We start from the raw sequence: 20,515 nt of genomic DNA, 5'->3' as shown, positions 1-20,515 counted from the left end.
CGACGAGGCCCGATTGGAGCTGCTGCGTCGCAGGCTCGCCGACCGCGGCCTGTCCTCGGCTGCGCAGGACATTGGCCCGCACACTGACGATCGGCTCTCCGACGGCCAGGCCCGGATGTGGTTCGTGCAGATGGCCGACCCCAGCGGTGCGTTACTCAACATCTGTGTGTCCTACCGCATCACCGGTGACATCGATCTGGCCAGGTTGCGCGACGCAGTCAACGCCGTCGCCCGTCGCCATCGGATACTGCGTACCACCTACCCTGTCGGCGACGACGGAGTCGCCCAGCCGACCGTGCACGCGGATCTTCGCCCCGGCTGGACACAATACGACCTGACGGACCTGTCCCAACGCGCCCAGCGGCTGCGCCTGGAGGTGTTGGCTCAGCGCGAATTCTGCGCTCCCTTCGAGCTTTCCCGCGACGCGCCATTGCGAATCACGGTGGTGCGCACGGCTGCCGACGAACACGTGCTGCTGTTGGTGGCCCACCACATCGCCTGGGATGATGGTTCGTGGCGGGTGTTCTTCACCGATCTCACCCAGGCGTACTCGCGAGCTGACCTAGGGGCCGATCTGGGGCCAGAACACCGTCCGTCGGCCGCATCCGGACCCGACACTACCGAGGCCGACCTCAACTATTGGCGCGCGATCATGGCCGATCCGCCAGAGCCGCTGGAACTTCCCGGCCCAGCCGGAACGTGTGTGCCGACCAGTTGGCGTGCCGCGCGCGCCACGTTGCGGCTGCCCGCCGACACCGCTGCGCGGGTGGCCACGATGGCGAAGAACACCGGTTGCACTCCCTACATGGTGCTGCTGGCCGCGTTCGGTGCCCTGGTGCATCGCTACACCCACAGTGACGACTTCCTCGTGGCGGCTCCGGTGCTCAACCGTGGCGCCGGAACCGAAGATGCCATCGGCTATTTCGGCAACACGGTAGCGATGCGGCTGCGACCGCAATCGGCGATGAGTTTCCGGGAGTTGCTGACCGCCACCCGCGACATCGCCAGCGGGGCGTTCGCACACCAACGGATCAACCTCGACCGCGTGGTAAGGGAACTGAACCCCGATCGCCGGCACGGTGCCGAGCGCATGACCCGGGTCAGCTTCGGTTTCCGGGAGCCCGACGGCGGCGGATTCAACCCGCCAGGCATCGAGTGCGAGCGCTACGACCTGCGCAGCAACATCACGCAGCTGCCGTTGGGCTTCATGGTCGAATTCGACCGCGCGGGTGTGCTGGTCGAGGCCGAACACCTGGTGGAGATCCTGGAACCCGCCCTGGCCAAGCAGATGCTTCGACACTTCGGTGTGCTGCTCGACAATGCGCTGGCCGCCCCCGACAACACGTTGTCGGGGCTGGCGCTGATGGATGAGCGCGACGCCGCCAGGCTGCGCGAGGTGTCGCGCGGCGAGCGGTTCGATACCCCTGTCAAAACCCTCGTGGACCTGGTGAACGAGCAGACCACGCGGACTCCCGACGCCACCGCCGTGGTGTATGAGGGCCAACACTTCACCTACCACGACCTCAATGAGGCGTCGAACCGGTTGGGGCACTGGCTGATCGAGCAGGGGATAGGCAGCGAAGACCGGGTCGCGGTACTTCTTGACAAATCGCCGGACCTGATCGTCACGGCCTTGGGGGTGGTCAAGTCCGGGGCGGTGTATGTGCCCGTGGATCCCAGCTACCCGCAAGACCGGCTGGATTTCATCCTCGCCGACTGCGACGCGAAACTGGTGCTGCGCACGCCAGTACGTGAGCTGGCCGGATACCGCAGCGACGACCCCACCGACGCCGATCGAATCCGGCCGCTACGGCCAGACAACACGGCCTATCTCATCTACACGTCCGGTACCACCGGATTGCCCAAAGGTGTCGCGGTGCCACACCGCCCCGTCGCCGAGTACTTCGTCTGGTTCAAGGGCGAATACGACGTCGACGACACCGACCGGCTACTGCAGGTCGCCTCACCCAGCTTCGACGTCTCGATCGCCGAGATCTTCGGCACGCTGGCCTGTGGCGCGCGGATGGTGATACCACGCCCCGGGGGACTCACCGACATTGGATATCTCACCGCCCTGTTGCGCGACGAGGGCATCACGGCAATGCATTTCGTGCCGTCCCTACTCGGGCTGTTCCTGTCGCTGCCGGGTGTGAGCCAGTGGCGGACGTTGCAGCGGGTACCCATCGGCGGGGAGCCGCTACCCGGTGAGGTGGCCGACAAGTTCCACGCGACATTCGATGCGCTGCTGCACAACTTCTACGGTCCAACCGAAACCGTGATCAACGCCAGCCGGTTTAAAGTGGTGGGCCCACAGGGCACCCGCATCGTGCCCATCGGCCGGCCCAAGATCAACACCACCATGCACCTGCTCGACGATTCGTTGCAGCCGGTGCCGACCGGTGTGATCGGCGAGATCTATATTGGAGGGACGCATGTCGCATACGGATACCATCGCCGCGCCGGGCTGACCGCGGAGCGATTCGTTGCCGACCCGTTTAATCCCGGTTCCCGCATGTACCGGTCCGGGGATCTGGCGCGCCGCAATGCTGACGGTGACATCGAGTTCGTGGGCCGTGCCGACGAGCAGGTCAAGATTCGCGGATTCCGAATCGAACTCGGTGACGTAGCAGCGGCCATCGCGGTCGACCCTACGGTCGGGCAGGCCGTTGTGGTGGTTAGCGACCTGCCGCGGCTGGGCAAGAGTCTGGTGGGCTACGTGACACCCGCCGCGGGCGGCGACGGACCCGCCGATGTCGGCGTCGATCTCGACCGCATCCGCGCCCGGGTGGCCGCGGCACTGCCTGAATATATGCTGCCCGCGGCCTATGTTGTGCTGGATGAGATTCCGATCACCGCGCATGGCAAAATCGACCGCGCCGCGCTGCCGGAACCGCAGATCGCGTCGGACACCGAGTTCCGCGCGCCGCAGACCGCCACCGAGCGGCGCCTTGCCCAACTGTTCGGTGAGCTGCTCGGCCGCGACCGAGTGGGTGCTGACGACTCGTTCTTCGACCTCGGCGGTCACTCGCTGCTGGCAACCAAACTCGTTGCGGCCGTGCGCAACGCGTTCGGCGTCGATGTCGGTGTGCGGGAGATCTTCGAATTCGCCACGGTGACCGCGTTGGCCGGACACATCGATACGTTGGATTCGGATTCGGCGAGGCCGCGGCTGACCCGGGTGGATCATGACGGGCCAGTGCGATTGTCGTCGTCTCAAATGCGTAGCTGGTTCAACTATCGCTTCGACGGGCCCAACGCCGTCAACAACATTCCCTTCGCCGCGGCATTGCATGGGCCCTGCGACACCAACGCGTTCGCGGCGGCCATCACCGATGTGGTGGCACGCCACGAGATCCTGCGCACCGTCTACCGCGAGATCGGCGGCGTGCCACACCAGATCATCCAGCCGCCCGCCGAGGTGCCGGTGCGGTGCGCCGCCGGGTCCGACGCCGCGTGGCTGCGAGCCGAACTGAACAACGAGCGAGGTTACGTTTTCGACCTGGAAACCGACTGGCCGATCCGGGCGGCGCTGCTGAGCACGCCGGAGCAGACCGTGTTGTCGCTGGTGGTGCATCACATCGCCGGCGACCACTGGTCGGCTGGGGTGTTGTTCACCGATCTGCTGACCGCATACCGGGCCCGCAGCACCGGACAACGGCCGTCGTGGGCACCGCTGCCGGTGCAGTACGCCGACTACAGCGTGTGGCAGTCGGCGCTACTCGACGACGGTGCGGGCATCGTCGGTCCGCAACGCGACTACTGGATCCGCCAGCTGGGGGGCCTGGCAGGCGAAACCGGTCTGCGCCCGGACTTCCCGCGCCCGGCCCTGCTCAGCGGTGCCGGTGACGCGGTCGAATTTCGTCTCGGCGCCGCGATCCGCGACAAATTGGCTGCCGTGAGCCGAGACCTCGGTGTCACCGAGTTCATGCTGCTACAGGCCGCCGTCGCGGTGGTGTTACACAAGGCCGGCGGCGGGGTAGACGTCCCCATCGGCGCCCCGGTGGCCGGTCGCAGCGAGGCCAACCTGGACCAGCTCATCGGGTTCTTCATCAACATCGTGGTGTTGCGCAACGACCTGCGCGGGAACCCCACGCTGCGCGAGGTGCTGCAGCGCACCAGGCAGATGGCGCTGGCAGCGTATGCACATCAGGACCTGCCGTTCGACCAGGTGGTGGAGGCGGTCAACCCCCAGCGGTCGCTGTCCCGCAATCCGTTGTTCGACATTGTTGTGCACGTTCGCGAACAAATGCCGCAAGACCACGTCATCGACACCGGGCCCGACGGTGACACCACGTTGCGCGTGCTGGAGCCGACATTCGATGCCGCGCAAGCCGATCTATCGGTCAACTTCTTCGCCTGCGGCGACGAGTACCGCGGCCACGTCATCTACCGCACCGAGTTGTATGAGCGCGCCACCGCACAACGCTTCGCCGACTGGCTAGTCCGTGTCGTCGAGGCGTTCGCCGACCGTCCGGACCAACCGCTGCGCGAGGTCGAGATGGTCAGCGCGCAAGCCAGACGGCGCATTTTGGACCGGTCCAATGCGGGCGCCGGAACGGCCCGGGTGTACCTGCTTGACGACGCACTTAAGCCCGTTCCGGTAGGCGTGGTGGGTGACGTTTATTACGGTGGCGGTCCCGCCGTCGGTGCCCGGTTGGCCCGGCCATCGGAGACCGCGACCCGATTCGTTGCCGATCCGTTCGCCGCGCAACCGGGTTCTCGGCTCTACCGCAACGGCGAGCGCGGAGTGTGGAAGGCCGACGGCCAACTGGAGCTGCTGGCCGAAATCGAACGGCTGCCAACGGCGCAGGCGGCACCGGTGCCGGCCGAGCCCGCCGACACCGAAACCGAGCGCGCGCTGGCTGCCATCCTCGCCGACGTGCTCGAGGTGGGGGAGGTCGGACGCTACGACGACTTCTTCAACCTCGGCGGCGACAGCATCCTCGCGACTCAGGTGGCTGCCCGGGCTCGAGATGGCGGGATACCGCTGACCGCGCGGATGGTTTTCGAGCATCCCGTTTTGTGTGAGCTCGCCGCCGCGGTCGACGCCAAGCCTCACGTCGAGGCCGAGCCGGACGACAAGCATCACGCGCCGATGAGCACATCAGGGCTTTCCCCAGACGAACTGTCGGCCCTGACCGCGTCATGGGACCAGTGGCCGTGACGCGAGCCGACGCGCGGGGCGCCATCGACGATGTGATGGCGCTCAGCCCATTGCAACAGGGACTGTTTTCTAGGGCGACACTGGTCGCCGCGGAGTCCGGCTCTGAGGCCGCAGAGGCCGACCCGTATGTGATCGCGATGGCGGCCGACGCGGCCGGCCCGCTCGACATCGCCTTGCTTCGCGACTGCGCTGCCGCGATGCTGACCCGGCACCCCAACCTGCGGGCGAGCTTCCTACACGGGAACCTGAGCCGGCCCGTGCAGGTAATACCATCCAGTGCCGAGGTGCTTTGGCGTCACGTGCGCGCCCACCCCAGTGAGGTCGGGGCGCTGGCAGCCGAAGAGCGCCGGCGCCGCTTCGACGTCGGCCGCGGACCACTCATCCGGTTCCTGCTCATCGAACTACCGGACGAATGTTGGCATCTGGTCATCGTCGCGCACCACATCGTCATCGACGGATGGTCGTTGCCGCTGTTCGTCTCCGAGCTGCTCGCCTTGTATCGGGCTGGTGGTCACGTCGCCGCGTTGCCGGCAGCGCCGCGGCCGTATCGCGACTACATCGGCTGGCTGGCCGGCCGCGATCAGACGGCTAGCCGCGCAATGTGGGCGGACCACCTCAATGGCCTGGACGGCCCGACTCTGTTATCGCCGGCACTCGCCGACACTCCTGTGCAGCCGGGTATTCCGGGACGCACCGAAGTGCGCCTTGACCGTGAAGCCACCGCGGAGCTGGCCGATGCCGCCCGCACCCGTGGCGTCACGATCAGCACACTTGTTCAAATGGCTTGGGCTACCACGCTTTCAGCATTCACCGGTCGTGGCGATGTGACGTTCGGTGTGACGGTGTCCGGCAGGCCCAGCGAACTGTCCGGCGTGGAAACGATGATCGGCCTGTTCATCAATACGGTGCCACTGCGGGTCCGCCTGGACGCCCGCGCTACCGTCGGCGGGCAATGCGCTGTCCTACAACGTCAATTCGCCATGTTGCGCGACCACAGCTATCTCGGTTTCAACGAGTTTCGTGCCATCGCCGGTATCGGTGAGATGTTCGACACCCTACTGGTGTATGAGAACTTCCCGCCCGGCGAGGTGGTGGGCACCGCGGAGTTCGTCGCAAACGGGGTGACGTTCCGTCCGGTGGCGCTAGAGAGTTTGTCGCACTTTCCGGTGACCGTCGCCGCGCACCGCAGCACCGGTGAGCTCACGCTGCTAGTGGAGGTGCTCGACGGTGCGCTGGGCACGATGGCGCCCGAAAGCCTCGGCAGGCGGGTGCTGGCTGTGTTACAGCGCTTGGTCAGCCGGTGGGATCGGCCGCTGCGCGACGTCGACATTCTGCTGGACGGCGAGCACGATCCGACCGCACCCGGCCTGCCGGATGTGACGACGTCGGCACCCGCGGTGCATACCCGGTTCGCCGAAATCGCTGCGGCACAGCCTGACTCGGTGGCGGTCAGTTGGGCGGATGGTCAGCTGACGTACCGGGAGCTGGATGCATTGGCCGACCGGCTGGCCACTGGGCTGCGCCGCGCGGACGTGAGTCGCGAGACCCCGGTGGCCGTCGCGCTGTCCCGTGGTCCGCGCTACGTGGCCGCCATGCTGGCGGTCCTCAAGGCGGGTGGCATGATCGTGCCGCTGGACCCGGCGATGCCCGGTGAGCGTGTCGCCGAGATCTTGCGCCAGACATCGGCTCCGGTGGTCATCGATGAGGGCGTGTTCGCCGCTTCGGTTGGCGCTGACATACTCGAGGAGGACCGTGCCATCACGGTGCCGGTGGACCAGGCGGCCTACGTGATTTTCACCTCCGGCACCACCGGTACCCCGAAAGGTGTCATCGGCACCCATCGGGCGCTGTCGGCCTACGCCGACGACCACATCGAGCGCGTGTTGCGGCCGGCGGCCCAGCGGCTCGGGCGCCCGCTGCGAATCGCGCATGCCTGGTCGTTCACCTTCGACGCGGCGTGGCAGCCGTTGGTCGCACTGCTTGACGGCCACGCGGTGCACATTGTCGACGACCATCGTCAGCGGGACGCAGGGGCGCTGGTCGAAGCGATCGACCGATTCGGTCTGGACATGATTGACACCACGCCGTCGATGTTCGCCCAGCTGCACAACGCTGGACTGCTCGACCGGGCGCCGTTGGCGGTGCTTGCGCTCGGCGGCGAAGCCTTGGGCGCCGCGACGTGGCGGATGATCCAGCAGAACTGCGCGCGCACGGCCATGACGGCCTTCAACTGCTACGGGCCTACCGAGACCACGGTCGAAGCCGTGGTCGCCGCCGTTGCTGAGCATGCGCGACCGGTCATCGGACGTCCGACCTGCACCACCCGCGCCTACGTCATGGACTCCTGGCTGCGGCCGGTGCCCGATGGCGTCGCCGGCGAGCTGTATCTGGCGGGCGCCCAGTTGACCCGCGGTTACCTCGGCCGCCCGGCCGAGACTGCGGCGCGCTTTGTCGCTGAGCCAAACGGGCGCGGTAGCCGAATGTACCGCACCGGAGATGTGGTGCGCCGCCTGCCCGACGGTGGACTGGAGTTCCTCGGGCGCAGCGATGACCAGGTGAAGATCCGCGGTTTCCGCGTCGAGCCGGGTGAGATTGCCGCGGTGCTCAACGGCCACCATGCGGTGCACGGTTGCCATGTGACGGCCCGCGGCCATGCCAGTGGCCCCCGGCTGACGGCGTATGTGGCAGGCGGACCACAACCGCCACCGGTGGCCGAATTGCGGGCGATGCTGCTAGAGCGGTTGCCGCGTTATCTAGTCCCGCACCATATCGTCGTCCTCGACGAGTTACCGCTGACTCCACACGGCAAGATCGACGAAAACGCTTTGGCGGCAATCAATGTCACCGAAGGACCGGCAACTCCGCCGCAGACACCGACCGAGCTGGTGCTGGCCGAGGCGTTCGCCGATGTCATGGAAACCTCGAACGTCGATGTCACCGCGGGCTTTTTGCAGATGGGTCTAGACAGCATCGTGGCGCTGTCGGTGGTGCAGGCCGCGCGCCGTCGTGGGATTGCGTTGCGGGCCAGGCTGATGGTGGAGTGCGACACCATCCGTGAACTCGCGGCGGCCATTGACTCCGATGCCGCATGGCAGGCACCGGCCAACGATGCCGGCGAGCCGATCCCGGTGCTACCCAACACTCATTGGCTCTACGAGTACGGCGACCCGCGCCGGCTGGCACAAACCGAGGTCATCAGGTTGCCCGACCGGATCACCCGCGAACGCCTGGATGCCGTGTTGGCCGCGGTCGTCGACGGACACGAGGTGTTGCGGTGCCGGTTCGACCGGGATGCGATGGCCCTTGTCGCACAACCGAAAACGGACATTCTCAGCGAGGTTTGGGTCAGCGGTGAACTGGTCACCGCGGTGGCCGAGCAGACTCTTGGCGCGCTGGCGAGTCTCGACCCCCAGGCCGGCCGACTGCTCTCGGCGGTGTGGCTGCGCGAACCCGACGGGCCCGGTGTTCTGGTGCTGACCGCCCATGTGCTGGCGATGGACCCAGCCTCCTGGCGGATTGTGCTGGGTGAACTCGACGCCGGCCTGCACGCGCTGGCGGCCGGGCGCGCGCCCAGCCCAGCGCGCGAGAACACCAGCTACCGGCAGTGGTCGCGGCTGCTGGCGCAGCGGGCTAAGGCGCTGGATAGCGTTGATTTCTGGGTCGCCGAACTCGAGGGCGCCGATCCGCCGTTGGGTGCCCGCAGGGTGGCGCCGCAGACCGACCGGGTTGGTGAGCTAGCGATCACCATGTCGATCTCCGACGCCGATCTGACCGCGCGGCTGCTTTCGACGGGACGGTCGATGACCGATCTGCTGGCTACCGCCGCTGCGCGGATGGTGACCGCCTGGCGCCGGCAACGCGGTCAACAAACACCAGCACCGCTGTTGGCGTTGGAGACGCATGGCCGCGCGGACGTCCACGTCGATAAGACTGCCGACACCAGCGACACGGTCGGGCTGCTCAGCGCGATCTATCCGCTGCGCATCCACTGCGACGGCGCGACCGACTTCGCGCGGATACCCGGCAGCGGCATCGATTACGGCCTGCTGCGGTACCTGCGCGCCGATACCGCGGAGCGACTACGCGCCCACCGCGAACCCCAGCTGCTGCTGAACTATCTGGGTAGCCTGCACGTCGGGGTGGGAGATCTGGCGGTCGACCGCGCACTACTGGCTGATGTGGGGCAACTGCCTGAACCCGAACAGCCGGTGCGCCACGAACTGACGGTGCTGGCGGCGCTCCTCGGGCCCGCCGACGCTCCCGTGCTAGCCACGCGGTGGCGCACGCTGCCCGACATCCTGTCCGCCGACGACGTCGCCACGCTGCAATCACTGTGGCAGGGCGCGCTGGCGGAGATAACAGCATGAATCCGACGCTCGCGGTCCTGGGCGCTGGAGCCAAGGCGGTGGCGGTCGCGGCCAAGGCATCCGTGCTGCGTGACATGGGGGTCGACGTGCCCGACGTGATCGCCGTCGAACGCATCGGGGTCGGGGCCAACTGGCAGGCCAGCGGTGGCTGGACCGACGGAGCCCACCGGCTGGGCACCAGCCCAGAAAAGGATGTCGGTTTTCCCTACCGGTCGGCGCTGGTGCCACGGCGCAACGCAGAATTGGACGAGCGGATGACCCGCTACAGCTGGCAGTCGTATCTGATCGCCACCGCGTCGTTCGCGGAATGGATCGACCGGGGCCGCCCGGCGCCCACCCATCGCAGGTGGAGTCAGTACCTAGCCTGGGTGGCCGATCACATTGGCCTCAAGGTGATCCACGGCGAGGTCGAACGGCTCGCCGTCACCGGTGACCGCTGGGCGTTGTGCACCCACGAGACCACCGTGCAGGCCGACGCGTTGATGATCACCGGGCCCGGCCAGGCTGAAAAGTCGCTACTGCCCGGAAACCCGCGCGTGCTCTCAATCGCACAGTTCTGGGACCGTGCCGCCGGCCACGACCGGATCAACGCCGAGCGGGTCGCGGTGATCGGTGGCGGAGAGACGGCCGCATCGATGCTCAACGAGCTGTTCCGGCATCGGGTCTCAACCATCACCGTCATCTCCCCGCAGGTAACCCTGTTCACCCGCGGCGAGGGATTCTTCGAGAACTCACTGTTTTCCGATCCGACCGACTGGGCGGCCTTGACGTTCGACGAACGGCGCGACGCGCTGGCCCGCACCGACCGAGGAGTGTTCTCGGCGACCGTGCAGGAAGCGCTGCTGGCCGATGACCGCATCCATCATCTGCGTGGCCGGGTCGCCCACGCGGTGGGCCGTCAGGGGCAGATCCGGTTGACGCTGAGCACCAACCGGGGCAGCGAGAACTTCGAGACCGTGCACGGATTCGATCTCGTCATCGACGGCTCGGGCGCCGATCCGCTGTGGTTCACCTCACTGTTCAGTCAGCACACCCTCGACCTGCTCGAGCTGGGACTGGGTGGACCGCTGACCGCCGACCGCCTGCAGGAAGCGATCGGCTACGACTTGGCAGTCACCGACGTCACGCCCAAGCTGTTCCTGCCCACCCTGTCCGGACTCACCCAGGGGCCCGGGTTCCCCAACCTGAGCTGCCTCGGCTTGTTGTCGGACCGGGTGCTCGGCGCCGGCATCTTTACGCCGACCAAACACAACGACACAAGGAGAAGCGGTGAGCACCAATCCTTTCGATGACGACAACGGCGCATTCTTCGTGCTGGTCAACGACGAAGACCAGCACAGCCTGTGGCCGGTGTTCGCCGATATCCCGGCCGGCTGGCGCGTGGTGCACGGCGAAGCCAGCCGTGCCGCCTGCCTGGACTACGTGGAAAAGAACTGGACCGATCTGCGGCCGAAGAGCCTGCGTGACGCCATGGTCGAGGACTGACCGCTCGCTCACAGCTACGACACAGACTTGCCCGGCGCGTGCACCGGTAGTTTGAACCAAACGCACAATCGACGGGCAAACGAACGGAAGAACACAACCATGAAGATGGTGAAATCGATCGCCGCAGGTCTGACCGCCGCGGCTGCAATCGGCGCCGCTGCGGCCGGTGTGACTTCGATCATGGCTGGCGGCCCGGTCGTATACCAGATGCAGCCGGTCGTCTTCGGCGCGCCACTGCCGTTGGACCCGGCATCCGCCCCTGACGTCCCGACCGCCGCCCAGTTGACCAGCCTGCTCAACAGCCTCGCCGATCCCAACGTGTCGTTTGCGAACAAGGGCAGTCTGGTCGAGGGCGGCATCGGGGGCACCGAGGCGCGCATCGCCGACCACAAGCTGAAGAAGGCCGCCGAGCACGGGGATCTGCCGCTGTCGTTCAGCGTGACGAACATCCAGCCGGCGGCCGCCGGTTCGGCCACCGCCGACGTTTCCGTCTCGGGTCCGAAGCTCTCGTCGCCGGTCACGCAGAACGTCACGTTCGTGAATCAAGGCGGCTGGATGCTGTCACGCGCATCGGCGATGGAGTTGCTGCAGGCCGCAGGGAACTGATTGGCGGGCCGGCTTCAGCCCGCTGTTCAGCTACGCCGCCCGCCTGGTGACGCGTCCATGTCGAACACTCGCGCGTGTAGCACGGTGCGGTTGCGCAGGGCCGCACGCACCGCCCGGTGCAAGCCGTCCTCGAGATAGGTGGTGCCTCGCCACTTCACCGCGTGGGGGAAAAGGTCACCGTAAAACGTGGAGTCCTCTGACAGCAGGCGGTCCAGCGCGAGCACCGTAGTCGTGGTGACCAACTCGTCGAGCCGGATCTGTTGCGGCGGTATCTGAGACCAGTCCCTATAGGACAGTCCATGCTCGGGATACGGCTTGCCTTCCCGCACCCCTTTGAAGATCATTGGCGGATCTTCCCTACCGAGTGGCTGAAGCCCGACGAGATCATGCTGGACACGTTAGTCGGGGCACACGCCCCCTGACCATCGGCAGACGCCTGCTAGATGACGGTCAGTGGCCGCCGAGAACGTAAAATGAAGCCGGTCAGGCAGCGTAAGAAGTGAGGTGAGCAGTCGATGGGAAGCGCCGACGAGCGTCGCTTTGAGGTGCTGCGTGCCATCGTCGCCGACTTCGTTGCAACCCAGGAACCGATCGGCTCCAAATCCCTGGTGGAACGCCATAACCTGGGAGTCTCGTCGGCCACAGTCCGCAATGACATGGCGGTGCTGGAAGCCGAAGGCTATATCACTCAGCCACACACCAGTTCCGGACGCGTGCCCACGGAGAAGGGCTACCGCGAGTTCGTCGACCGGCTCGAGGACGTCAAACCCCTATCGTCGGCCGAGCGCCGGGCGATCCAGAGCTTCCTTGAATCCGGTGTCGATCTCGACGACGTGCTGCGCCGTGCCGTGCGATTGCTGGCGCAGCTGACCCGCCAGGTGGCCGTCGTGCAGTACCCGACGTTGTCAACGTCGACCGTTCGCCACTTGGAGGTGATCGCGCTGACACCGGCCCGGCTGCTGATGGTGGTCATCACCGACTCCGGCCGGGTTGATCAGCGCATCGTCGAACTCGGCGATGTCATCGACGATCACCAGCTAGCCCAGCTGCGTGAAATACTCGGCCAGGCGCTGGAAGGCAAGAAGCTTTCAGCGGCTTCGGTGGCGGTCGCCGACCTCGCCAGCCAGCTGGGCGGCGCCGGCGGATTGGGCGACGCCGTGGGCCGCGCGGCGACCGTATTGCTGGAGTCGCTAGTGGAGCACACCGAGGAACGCCTTTTGCTGGGCGGTACCGCCAACCTAACCCGCAACGCTGCGGACTTCGGTGGTTCACTGCGGTCAATATTGGAAGCACTTGAGGAGCAGGTGGTGGTGTTGCGGCTGCTGGCGGCTCAGCAGGAAGCCGGCAAGGTGACGGTTCGCATAGGTCATGAGACGGCGTCTGAGCAGATGGTGGGCACCTCGATGGTGTCGACGGCCTACGGTACCGCCCATACCGTCTACGGCGGTATGGGTGTGGTGGGCCCCACCCGGATGGACTATCCGGGAACTATCGCCAGCGTGGCTGCGGTTGCTCTTTATATCGGCGACGTCCTGGGTGCTCGATGAACGCGCACCTGCTGCAGGGTTTGTGGATAGCCGCTTGAGAAGCGGCATAAAGACGCGGCATAGGAGAATCAAGCGTGGCACGCGATTATTACGGGCTGCTCGGCGTGAGCAAGAACGCCAGCGACGCGGACATCAAACGCGCCTACCGCAAGCTGGCGCGCGAGCTGCATCCCGACGTCAACCCGGACGAGGCTGCGCAGGCGAAATTCAAAGAAATCAGCGTCGCCTACGAGGTGCTCAGTGACCCGGACAAACGTCGCATCGTCGACCTGGGCGGGGATCCGCTGGAGAGCGCCGCTGCGGGCGGCAATGGGTTCGGTGGCTTCGGCGGCCTCGGCGACGTGTTCGAGGCGTTCTTTGGCGGGGGTTTCGGTGGGGGCGCGGCGTCCCGAGGGCCGATCGGCCGGGTCCGGCCGGGTTCGGACTCGCTGCTACGAATGCGGCTGGATCTCGAAGAGTGCGCAACAGGTGTCACCAAGCAGGTCACCGTCGATACCGCGGTGTTGTGCGACCGGTGCCAGGGCAAGGGCACCAACGGCGATTCGGTTCCGATACCCTGCGACACCTGCGGTGGCCGCGGGGAGGTGCAGACCGTGCAGCGATCGCTGTTGGGTCAGATGTTGACGTCGCGGCCGTGTCCCACCTGCCGCGGCGTCGGGGTGGTTATCCCCGACCCGTGCCAGCAATGCATGGGCGATGGCCGGATCCGGGCCCGTCGGGAGATCAGCGTCAAGATCCCGGCCGGTGTCGGCGACGGGATGCGAGTTCGGCTCGCCGCTCAGGGCGAGGTCGGGCCCGGGGGAGGGCCGGCGGGTGACCTCTACGTCGAGGTCCATGAGCAGGCGCACGACGTCTTTGTCCGCGAAGGTGACCATCTGCATTGCACGGTTTCGGTGCCCATGGTCGACGCGGCGCTGGGTGTTACGGTCACGGTGGACGCCATCCTGGACGGCCTGAGCGAGATCACCATTCCACCCGGCACGCAGCCAGGTTCGGTGATCACGCTGCGCGGTCGAGGAATGCCGCACCTGCGTTCCAACACGCGTGGCGACCTGCACGTTCACGTGGAGGTGGTGGTCCCGACCCGGCTGGATCACCAGGACATCGAACTGCTGCGCGAGCTGAAGGGTCGCCGCGACCGCGAGGTGGCCGAGGTCCGTTCGACCCACGCCGCCGCCGGCGGACTGTTCAGCCGGTTGCGCGAGACCTTCACCGGGCGCTAATCACGGCCCGCACATGGTGGCGATGCTGTTTTACGTCGACACACTGCCCGACACCGGTGCGGTGGCGGTCGTAGACGGCGACGAAGGATTTCACGCCGCCACCGTGCGGCGGATCCGTCCCGGCGAGCAGTTGGTGCTTGGTGACGGTGTCGGTCGCCTGGCCCGCTGTGTGGTGGAGCAGGCCGGACGTGGCGGGCTGCGGGCCCGGGTGCTTAGGCGCTGGAGCGTCCCGCCCGTGCGGCCACCGGTGACCGTGGTGCAGGCGCTGCCCAAATCCGAACGCTCCGAATTGGCAATCGAGCTGGCCACCGAAGCCGGAGCCGACGCGTTCCTGGCATGGCAGGCGGCGCGCTGCGTGGCGAACTGGGACGGGGCGCGTGTCGACAAGGGTTTGCGTCGGTGGCGAGCGGTGGTCCGCTCGGCGGCCCGGCAATCTCGTCGGGCGCGCATCCCGCCGGTCGACGGCGTGTTGTCGACGCCAATGCTTGTACAGCGTGTCCGAGAAGAGGTGGCCGCCGGCGCGGCGGTGCTGGTCCTGCACGAGGAGGCGACCGAGCGGATTGTGGATATCGCTGCGGCGCAAGCTGGTTCGTTGATGCTCGTGGTTGGACCCGAGGGTGGGATCGCACCGGACGAGCTTGCCGCGCTGACCGATGCCGGCGCCGTCGCGGTCCGGCTGGGCCCGACGGTGCTGCGGACATCGACCGCGGCCGCGGTGGCATTGGGTGCTGTCGGTGTGCTCACATCTCGTTGGGATGCATCAGCGAGCGACTGTGAATACTGCGACGTGACACGCCGGTAGCCGGTCGTCAGAATCCCACTCGCCGGCTTGGCCGGGCGCACCCGAGCCGCCGGCCCCGCCGTTGCCCGGTCTCGGGCGCCCCAGCGGCCCCATCACCATCAACGGGCGACCCAGCCAAAGAGCGCCACGACGTCCGCCGACACCTCATCGGCGCCGGCGGCCAGCACGCTGGTGGTCGGTCTCGCCGCCGCCGCGGTGTCGGGCGCACCGATCGACGACCCGATGCGCGCCACATCCGGTACCGCCGTCACCACCAACTCCGGGGCCACGCTGACCAACGACATCGAGACCTCCTGAACGCTAAATGTCGACGACTCGGCAGGCGCACGGCCCGCTGCCGCCGCGGTGGGTAACCGTTCATCCCAATAATCCCGAACGCGCCACACCGGCTAAACGTCCACCACGGCTGAAGGAGTAAACCTCACCAACATTCCCCAGAACGTGGTGCACAACGCACCTAGGCAACTAGTCTCATCTCGTGGTATTGCCCAAACCCACACCGCGCGGACGTGAACTCATCCGCCAAGCAGCAAAAGTCGCCCTGCACCCCACCCCGGAATGGCTCGACGAACTCGACCGCGCCACCCTCGCCGCCCACCCATCCATCGCCGCCGACCCCGCCCTAGCAACAGTGGTCAGCCGCGCCAACCGCTCCCACCTGATCCACTTCGCCACCGCCAACCTGCGCAAACCCGGCCAACCCGTACCGGCAAACCTCGGCCCCGACCCGCTACGCATGGCCCGCGACCTGGTGCGCCGCGGACTAGACGCCTCAGCGCTGGACGTCTACCGCGTCGGACAAAACGTCGCCTGGCAACGATGGACCGAAATCGCGTTCGGACTCACCACCGACCCCCAAGAACTGCACGAACTGCTCACCCTGCCGTTTCGCTCGGCCTCCGAATTCATCGACGCCACCCTGGCCGGCCTGGCCGCACAAATGCAGCTCGAATACGACGAACTGACCCGCGACGTCCACGCCGAACACCGCCGCATCGTCGAACTGATCCTCGACGGCGCCCCCATCAGCCGCCAAAGCGCCGAAGCCAAACTGGGCTACCCCCTAGACCGATCCCACACCGCCGCCATCATCTGGTATGACGATCCCGACGACAACCAAAACCACCTCGACCACACCGCACGCGCGTTCGGCCGCGCACTGGGATGCCCACAGCCCCTGATCGCGGTCGCCAGCGCGGCCACCCGCTGGGTATGGGTCAGCGACGCGGCAACCCTCGACACCGACCGAATCCACCAGGTGCTCGACCACGCACCACATGCCCGCATCGCGGTCGGGACCACCGCACGAGGAATCGACGGGTTTCGGCGCAGCCACCGCGACGCCCTGGCCACCCAACGCATGCTGGCCCGGCTTCGATCCCAACAGCGCCTGGCTTTCTTCGCCGACATCCACATGATCGCGGTACTCACCGAAAACCCGGACAGCGCAGCCGATTTCATCACCAGCACCCTCGGGGACCTCGAATCGGCCAGCCCTCAACTGCTCACCACCGTATTGACCTACATCAACGAACAATGCAACGCCTCCCGCGCCGCGCACGTACTACACACCCACCGCAACACCCTGCTACGCCGACTCGAAACCGCCCAACGACTCCTACCCCGACCCCTCGACCACACGATCATCCAGGTCGCCGTGGCCATCAGCGCCCTCCAATGGCGCGGCAGTCAGACCAGCGACCCCGTGGAAACCCCCGTCGAAGGGATTACTAGCCCGCCACCCGAATCATTGGGGCGCCGACGCTCACGGCTGGCCCAGCTTGAGCGGTGATCGTCGGCTTGGCGGACCGGCATGGGCACGGTCGGGATGTTGCCGCGCACCGGCAGGCACAGCTGGCAGGCCCGAGAGTGGCTGCCGTTCGTCGGCATCGAACGGGCGGACACAGACAGGCCTCATCGCGGATAAAGGTGAGCGCGCACGGGCTCGGCGTTGTGCGTTGTGCTCCGACGCCGTCCCTGACCGGCGTTAGAATGAAACTTCAACACTCGTCAGTTCGACAGGTTCCAGTCGATAGGCCAGAAAGCAGGCATCAGAAGCCAGGTGACGTCCCGCGAGACCCGCGCTGCTGACGCGGCTGGAGCCCGGCAAGCCGACGCTCAAGTTCGCAGCAGCATCGACGTTCCGCCTGACCTCGTCGTGGGCTTACTCGGTTCGGCCGACGAAAATCTGCGTGCCCTCGAACGCACGCTGAGTGCCGACCTGCACGTGCGCGGCAACGCGGTGACCCTCTGCGGTGAGCCGGCGGATGTCGCGCTAGCCGAACGGGTGATCTCCGAACTGATTGCGATCGTGGCCAGCGGCCAGTCGCTGACCCCAGAGGTAGTGCGCCACAGCGTTGCCATGCTGGTCGGCACAGGCAACGAGTCACCGGCCGAAGTGCTCACTCTAGACATTTTGTCGCGTCGGGGGAAGACGATCCGGCCCAAGACGCTCAACCAGAAACGCTACGTGGACGCGATCGACGCCAACACCATCGTCTTCGGAATCGGCCCGGCCGGCACCGGAAAGACCTATCTTGCGATGGCCAAAGCGGTCCACGCGCTGCAGACCAAGCAGGTGACCCGCATAATCTTGACCCGACCCGCGGTGGAAGCCGGTGAACGCCTTGGATTTCTGCCGGGCACGCTGAGCGAAAAGATCGATCCGTACCTACGACCGCTCTATGACGCGCTGTACGACATGATGGACCCCGAGCTGATCCCGAAGCTGATGTCCGCTGGAGTCATCGAGGTGGCACCGCTGGCGTACATGCGGGGTAGAACCCTGAATGACGCGTTCATCGTCCTGGACGAGGCGCAGAACACCACGGCCGAGCAGATGAAGATGTTCCTCACCCGCCTGGGCTTCGGATCCAAGGTCGTGGTCACCGGAGATGTCACCCAGATCGACCTGCCGGGCGGCGCCCGGTCGGGTCTGCGGGCGGCGGTCGACATCCTCGAAGACATCGACGACATCCATATCGCGGAGCTGACCAGCGTGGATGTGGTACGCCACCGTCTGGTCTCGGAGATCGTGGACGCTTATGCGCGGTACGAGGAGCCCGGGTCGGGGCTGAATCGGGCGGCTCGGCGGGCGTCCGGCGCCCGCGGTCGCCGATGATGGGTGCGTGAGCATCTTATGAGCATCGAGGTAGCCAACGAGTCAGGCATCGACGTCTCGGAAGCGGAACTAGTCAGTGTCGCACGGTTTGTCATCGCCAAGATGGACGTCAATCCGTGCGCCGAATTGTCGATGCTGCTGCTGGACACCGCGGCGATGGCCGACCTACACATGCGCTGGATGGATCTTCCCGGGCCGACCGACGTGATGAGCTTCCCGATGGACGAGCTCGAGCCGGGTGGTCGCCCCGACGCCCCCGAACCGGGACCGTCCATGCTGGGCGATATCGTGCTGTGCCCGGAATTCGCCGCTGAGCAGGCGGCTGCGGCCGGCCACAGCCTGGGCCACGAATTGGCCCTGCTGACCATCCACGGTGTGCTTCACCTGCTCGGCTATGACCACGCCGAGCCAGACGAGGAAAAAGAGATGTTCGCCCTGCAGGACCGGTTGCTTGAAGAGTGGGTAGCCGACCAGGTTGAGGCCTACCAGCACGACCGGCAGGACGAGAAGGACCGCCGGTTGCTCGACAAGTCAAGGTATTTTGACCTTTGACCGGGTACTACCAGCTGCTCGGCTCGATCGTATTGATCGGTTTGGGTGGGTTGTTCGCCGCGATTGACGCCGCCATCAGCACCGTGTCTCCGGCCCGGGTGGATGAGCTAGTACGCGACCAGCGGCCGGGCGCGGGGTCGCTGCGTAAGGTGATGGCCGACCGGCCGCGGTACGTCAACCTGGTCGTGTTGCTGCGGACCAGCTGTGAGATCACCGCGACCGCGCTGCTGGTGGTTTTCATCCGATACCACTTCAGCATGGTGTGGGGGTTGTATCTTGCCGCGGGCATCATGGTTTTGGCCAGCTTTGTCGTCGTGGGAGTGGGGCCACGCACCCTTGGGCGCCAGAACGCATATTCCATCTCGTTGGCCACGGCCCTTCCGCTGCGGCTGATCTCGTGGTTGTTGATGCCGATCAGCCGCTTGCTGGTGTTGCTGGGCAACGCACTGACCCCCGGGCGCGGCTTTCGCAACGGGCCGTTTGCATCCGAGATCGAGCTGCGCGAAGTTGTCGACCTAGCCCAGCAGCGGGGCGTGGTTGCTGCCGACGAGCGCCGGATGATCGAGTCGGTCTTCGAGCTGGGTGACACCCCAGCCCGCGAGGTGATGGTGCCGCGCACCGAGATGATCTGGATCGAAAGCGACAAGACAGCCGGTCAAGCAATGACCCTGGCGGTACGCAGCGGACATTCCCGAATCCCGGTGATCGGCGAGAACGTCGACGACATCGTCGGCGTGGTGTACCTGAAAGACCTTGTCGAGCAGACGTTCTGCTCGACGAACGGCGGCCGCGAAACGACCGTCGCGCGGGTGATGCGGCCAGCTGTGTTCGTGCCGGACTCCAAGCCGCTGGACGCATTGCTGCGGGAAATGCAGCGCGACCGTAACCACATGGCCCTGCTGGTCGACGAGTACGGCGCGATAGCCGGCCTCGTCAGCATCGAAGACGTGCTGGAGGAGATCGTCGGCGAGATTGCCGACGAGTACGACCAGGCCGAGACGGCGCCGGTGGAAGACTTGGGCGACAAGCGTTTCCGGGTATCGGCGCGCCTGCCCATCGAAGACGTCGGCGAGCTGTACGGCGTGGAGTTCGACGACGACCTTGACGTCGACACGGTGGGCGGGCTGCTGGCCCTAGAACTGGGCCGGGTGCCGCTGCCCGGCGCTGAGGTGATATCGCATGGCCTGCGGCTGCATGCCGAGGGTGGCACCGATCATCGGGGACGGGTACGAATCGGCACCGTGTTGCTGAGTCCGGCCGAACCCGACGGCGCCGATGATGAGGAGGCCGATCACCCTGGCTGAGCAGCTAGATGCCGAGGACGCAAAGCTGGTTGTGTTGGCACGGGCGGCGATGGCACGTGCCGAGGCCGGTGCCGGCGCGGCGGTCCGCGATGTCGACGGCCGCACGTACGCGGCGGCGCCGGTGGCCCTGTCGGCGCTCGAGCTGACCGGTCTGCAGGCGGCGGTGGCCGCGGCCGTGTCCAGTGGGGCGACCGGTCTTCAGGCCGCCGTCTTGGTGGCCGGGTCCGTTGACGATCCGGGCATTGCCGCCGTCCGCGAACTCGCCCCGACCGCTGCGATCATCGTCACCGATCGGGCAGGTAACCCGCTATGACGCCGAACGTGCATTCACGGCGGAAAAAAGC

The 20,515-nt window shown here is 66.5% G+C and carries 16 protein-coding genes; 14 read left to right on the top strand and 2 right to left on the bottom strand.

Features of this window, described 5'->3' with window-relative positions:
- Positions 1-115 precede the first annotated feature (115 nt).
- The 5 genes from mbtE to cfp2 all read left to right on the top strand — a co-directional run bounded on the left by mbtE (position 116) and on the right by cfp2 (position 11,622).
- A complete protein-coding gene (gene mbtE / locus Rv2380c) occupies positions 116-5,164 on the top strand; it encodes a peptide synthetase (RefSeq protein NP_216896.3) in 5,049 nt (1,682 codons plus the stop codon).
- Positions 5,146-9,531 carry a peptide synthetase gene (gene mbtF, locus Rv2379c; protein ID NP_216895.1) on the top strand — a complete coding sequence of 1,462 codons (4,386 nt, stop codon included), beginning with the start codon at positions 5,146-5,148 and terminating at the stop codon, positions 9,529-9,531. The genes mbtE and mbtF overlap by 19 nt, the downstream gene beginning before the upstream one ends.
- Complete coding sequence (gene mbtG, locus Rv2378c; protein NP_216894.1) at positions 9,528-10,823, top strand: L-lysine N6-monooxygenase; 1,296 nt, start codon at positions 9,528-9,530, stop codon at positions 10,821-10,823. Before mbtF ends, mbtG begins: the two co-directional genes overlap by 4 nt.
- Positions 10,801-11,016, top strand: coding sequence for a hypothetical protein (locus Rv2377c; protein NP_216893.1), 216 nt, complete (start codon positions 10,801-10,803; stop codon positions 11,014-11,016). Before mbtG ends, Rv2377c begins: the two co-directional genes overlap by 23 nt.
- Positions 11,017-11,115: 99 nt before the next feature.
- A complete protein-coding gene (cfp2, locus tag Rv2376c) occupies positions 11,116-11,622 on the top strand; it encodes a low molecular weight antigen MTB12 (RefSeq protein ID NP_216892.1) in 507 nt (168 codons plus the stop codon).
- 26 nt (positions 11,623-11,648) lie between these two features.
- Here cfp2 and Rv2375 read toward each other — a convergent pair whose 3' ends face one another.
- Positions 11,649-11,966 carry a hypothetical protein gene (locus tag Rv2375; protein NP_216891.1) on the bottom strand — a complete coding sequence of 106 codons (318 nt, stop codon included), beginning with the start codon at positions 11,964-11,966 and terminating at the stop codon, positions 11,649-11,651.
- Positions 11,967-12,137: 171 nt separating this feature from the next.
- On the opposite strand from Rv2375, the gene hrcA reads away from it, so the two are divergent.
- From hrcA to Rv2372c, 3 genes are all read left to right on the top strand, one after another.
- On the top strand, positions 12,138-13,169 hold the full coding sequence (gene hrcA / locus Rv2374c) for a heat-inducible transcription repressor HrcA (RefSeq protein ID NP_216890.1): 1,032 nt from the start codon (positions 12,138-12,140) through the stop codon (positions 13,167-13,169).
- A gap of 74 nt (positions 13,170-13,243) precedes the next feature.
- Complete coding sequence (gene dnaJ2, locus Rv2373c) at positions 13,244-14,392, top strand: chaperone protein DnaJ (RefSeq protein ID NP_216889.1); 1,149 nt, start codon at positions 13,244-13,246, stop codon at positions 14,390-14,392.
- Between the two features lie 13 nt (positions 14,393-14,405).
- Positions 14,406-15,194, top strand: a complete 789-nt coding sequence (locus Rv2372c; RefSeq protein ID NP_216888.1) for an rRNA small subunit methyltransferase E — start codon at positions 14,406-14,408, stop codon at positions 15,192-15,194.
- Between the two features lie 98 nt (positions 15,195-15,292).
- Here Rv2372c and PE_PGRS40 read toward each other — a convergent pair whose 3' ends face one another.
- Positions 15,293-15,478 carry a PE-PGRS family protein PE_PGRS40 gene (gene PE_PGRS40, locus Rv2371; RefSeq protein ID YP_177875.1) on the bottom strand — a complete coding sequence of 62 codons (186 nt, stop codon included), beginning with the start codon at positions 15,476-15,478 and terminating at the stop codon, positions 15,293-15,295.
- 194 nt (positions 15,479-15,672) lie between these two features.
- Between PE_PGRS40 and Rv2370c the strand changes: the two genes are divergently transcribed.
- Genes Rv2370c through Rv2365c form a run of 6 tightly spaced genes read left to right on the top strand, consistent with a single transcriptional unit; the run spans position 15,673 to position 20,484 of the window.
- Positions 15,673-16,986 (top strand): hypothetical protein, encoded by a 1,314-nt coding sequence (locus tag Rv2370c; protein NP_216886.1) that lies wholly within the window; start codon positions 15,673-15,675, stop codon positions 16,984-16,986.
- Positions 16,983-17,285, top strand: a complete 303-nt coding sequence (locus Rv2369c) for a hypothetical protein (RefSeq protein NP_216885.1) — start codon at positions 16,983-16,985, stop codon at positions 17,283-17,285. Before Rv2370c ends, Rv2369c begins: the two co-directional genes overlap by 4 nt.
- Positions 17,257-18,315 carry a phosphate starvation-inducible protein PhoH gene (gene phoH1 / locus Rv2368c; RefSeq protein ID YP_177874.1) on the top strand — a complete coding sequence of 353 codons (1,059 nt, stop codon included), beginning with the start codon at positions 17,257-17,259 and terminating at the stop codon, positions 18,313-18,315. Before Rv2369c ends, phoH1 begins: the two co-directional genes overlap by 29 nt.
- 3 nt (positions 18,316-18,318) lie before the next feature.
- Positions 18,319-18,867 carry an endoribonuclease gene (locus Rv2367c; protein ID NP_216883.1) on the top strand — a complete coding sequence of 183 codons (549 nt, stop codon included), beginning with the start codon at positions 18,319-18,321 and terminating at the stop codon, positions 18,865-18,867.
- The gene (locus tag Rv2366c) at positions 18,864-20,171 is read left to right on the top strand and encodes a transmembrane protein (RefSeq protein ID NP_216882.1); all 1,308 of its coding nucleotides are present in this window, start codon (positions 18,864-18,866) and stop codon (positions 20,169-20,171) included. Before Rv2367c ends, Rv2366c begins: the two co-directional genes overlap by 4 nt.
- A complete protein-coding gene (locus Rv2365c) occupies positions 20,143-20,484 on the top strand; it encodes a hypothetical protein (RefSeq protein NP_216881.1) in 342 nt (113 codons plus the stop codon). Before Rv2366c ends, Rv2365c begins: the two co-directional genes overlap by 29 nt.
- Positions 20,485-20,515 lie beyond the last annotated feature (31 nt).

The organism is Mycobacterium tuberculosis H37Rv (assembly GCF_000195955.2).
GTDB classification, from domain to species: Bacteria; Actinomycetota; Actinomycetes; order Mycobacteriales; family Mycobacteriaceae; genus Mycobacterium; species Mycobacterium tuberculosis.
The sequence above is the reverse complement of the archived record's forward strand: the minus strand, read 5'-3'. Positions and strand labels throughout refer to the sequence as shown.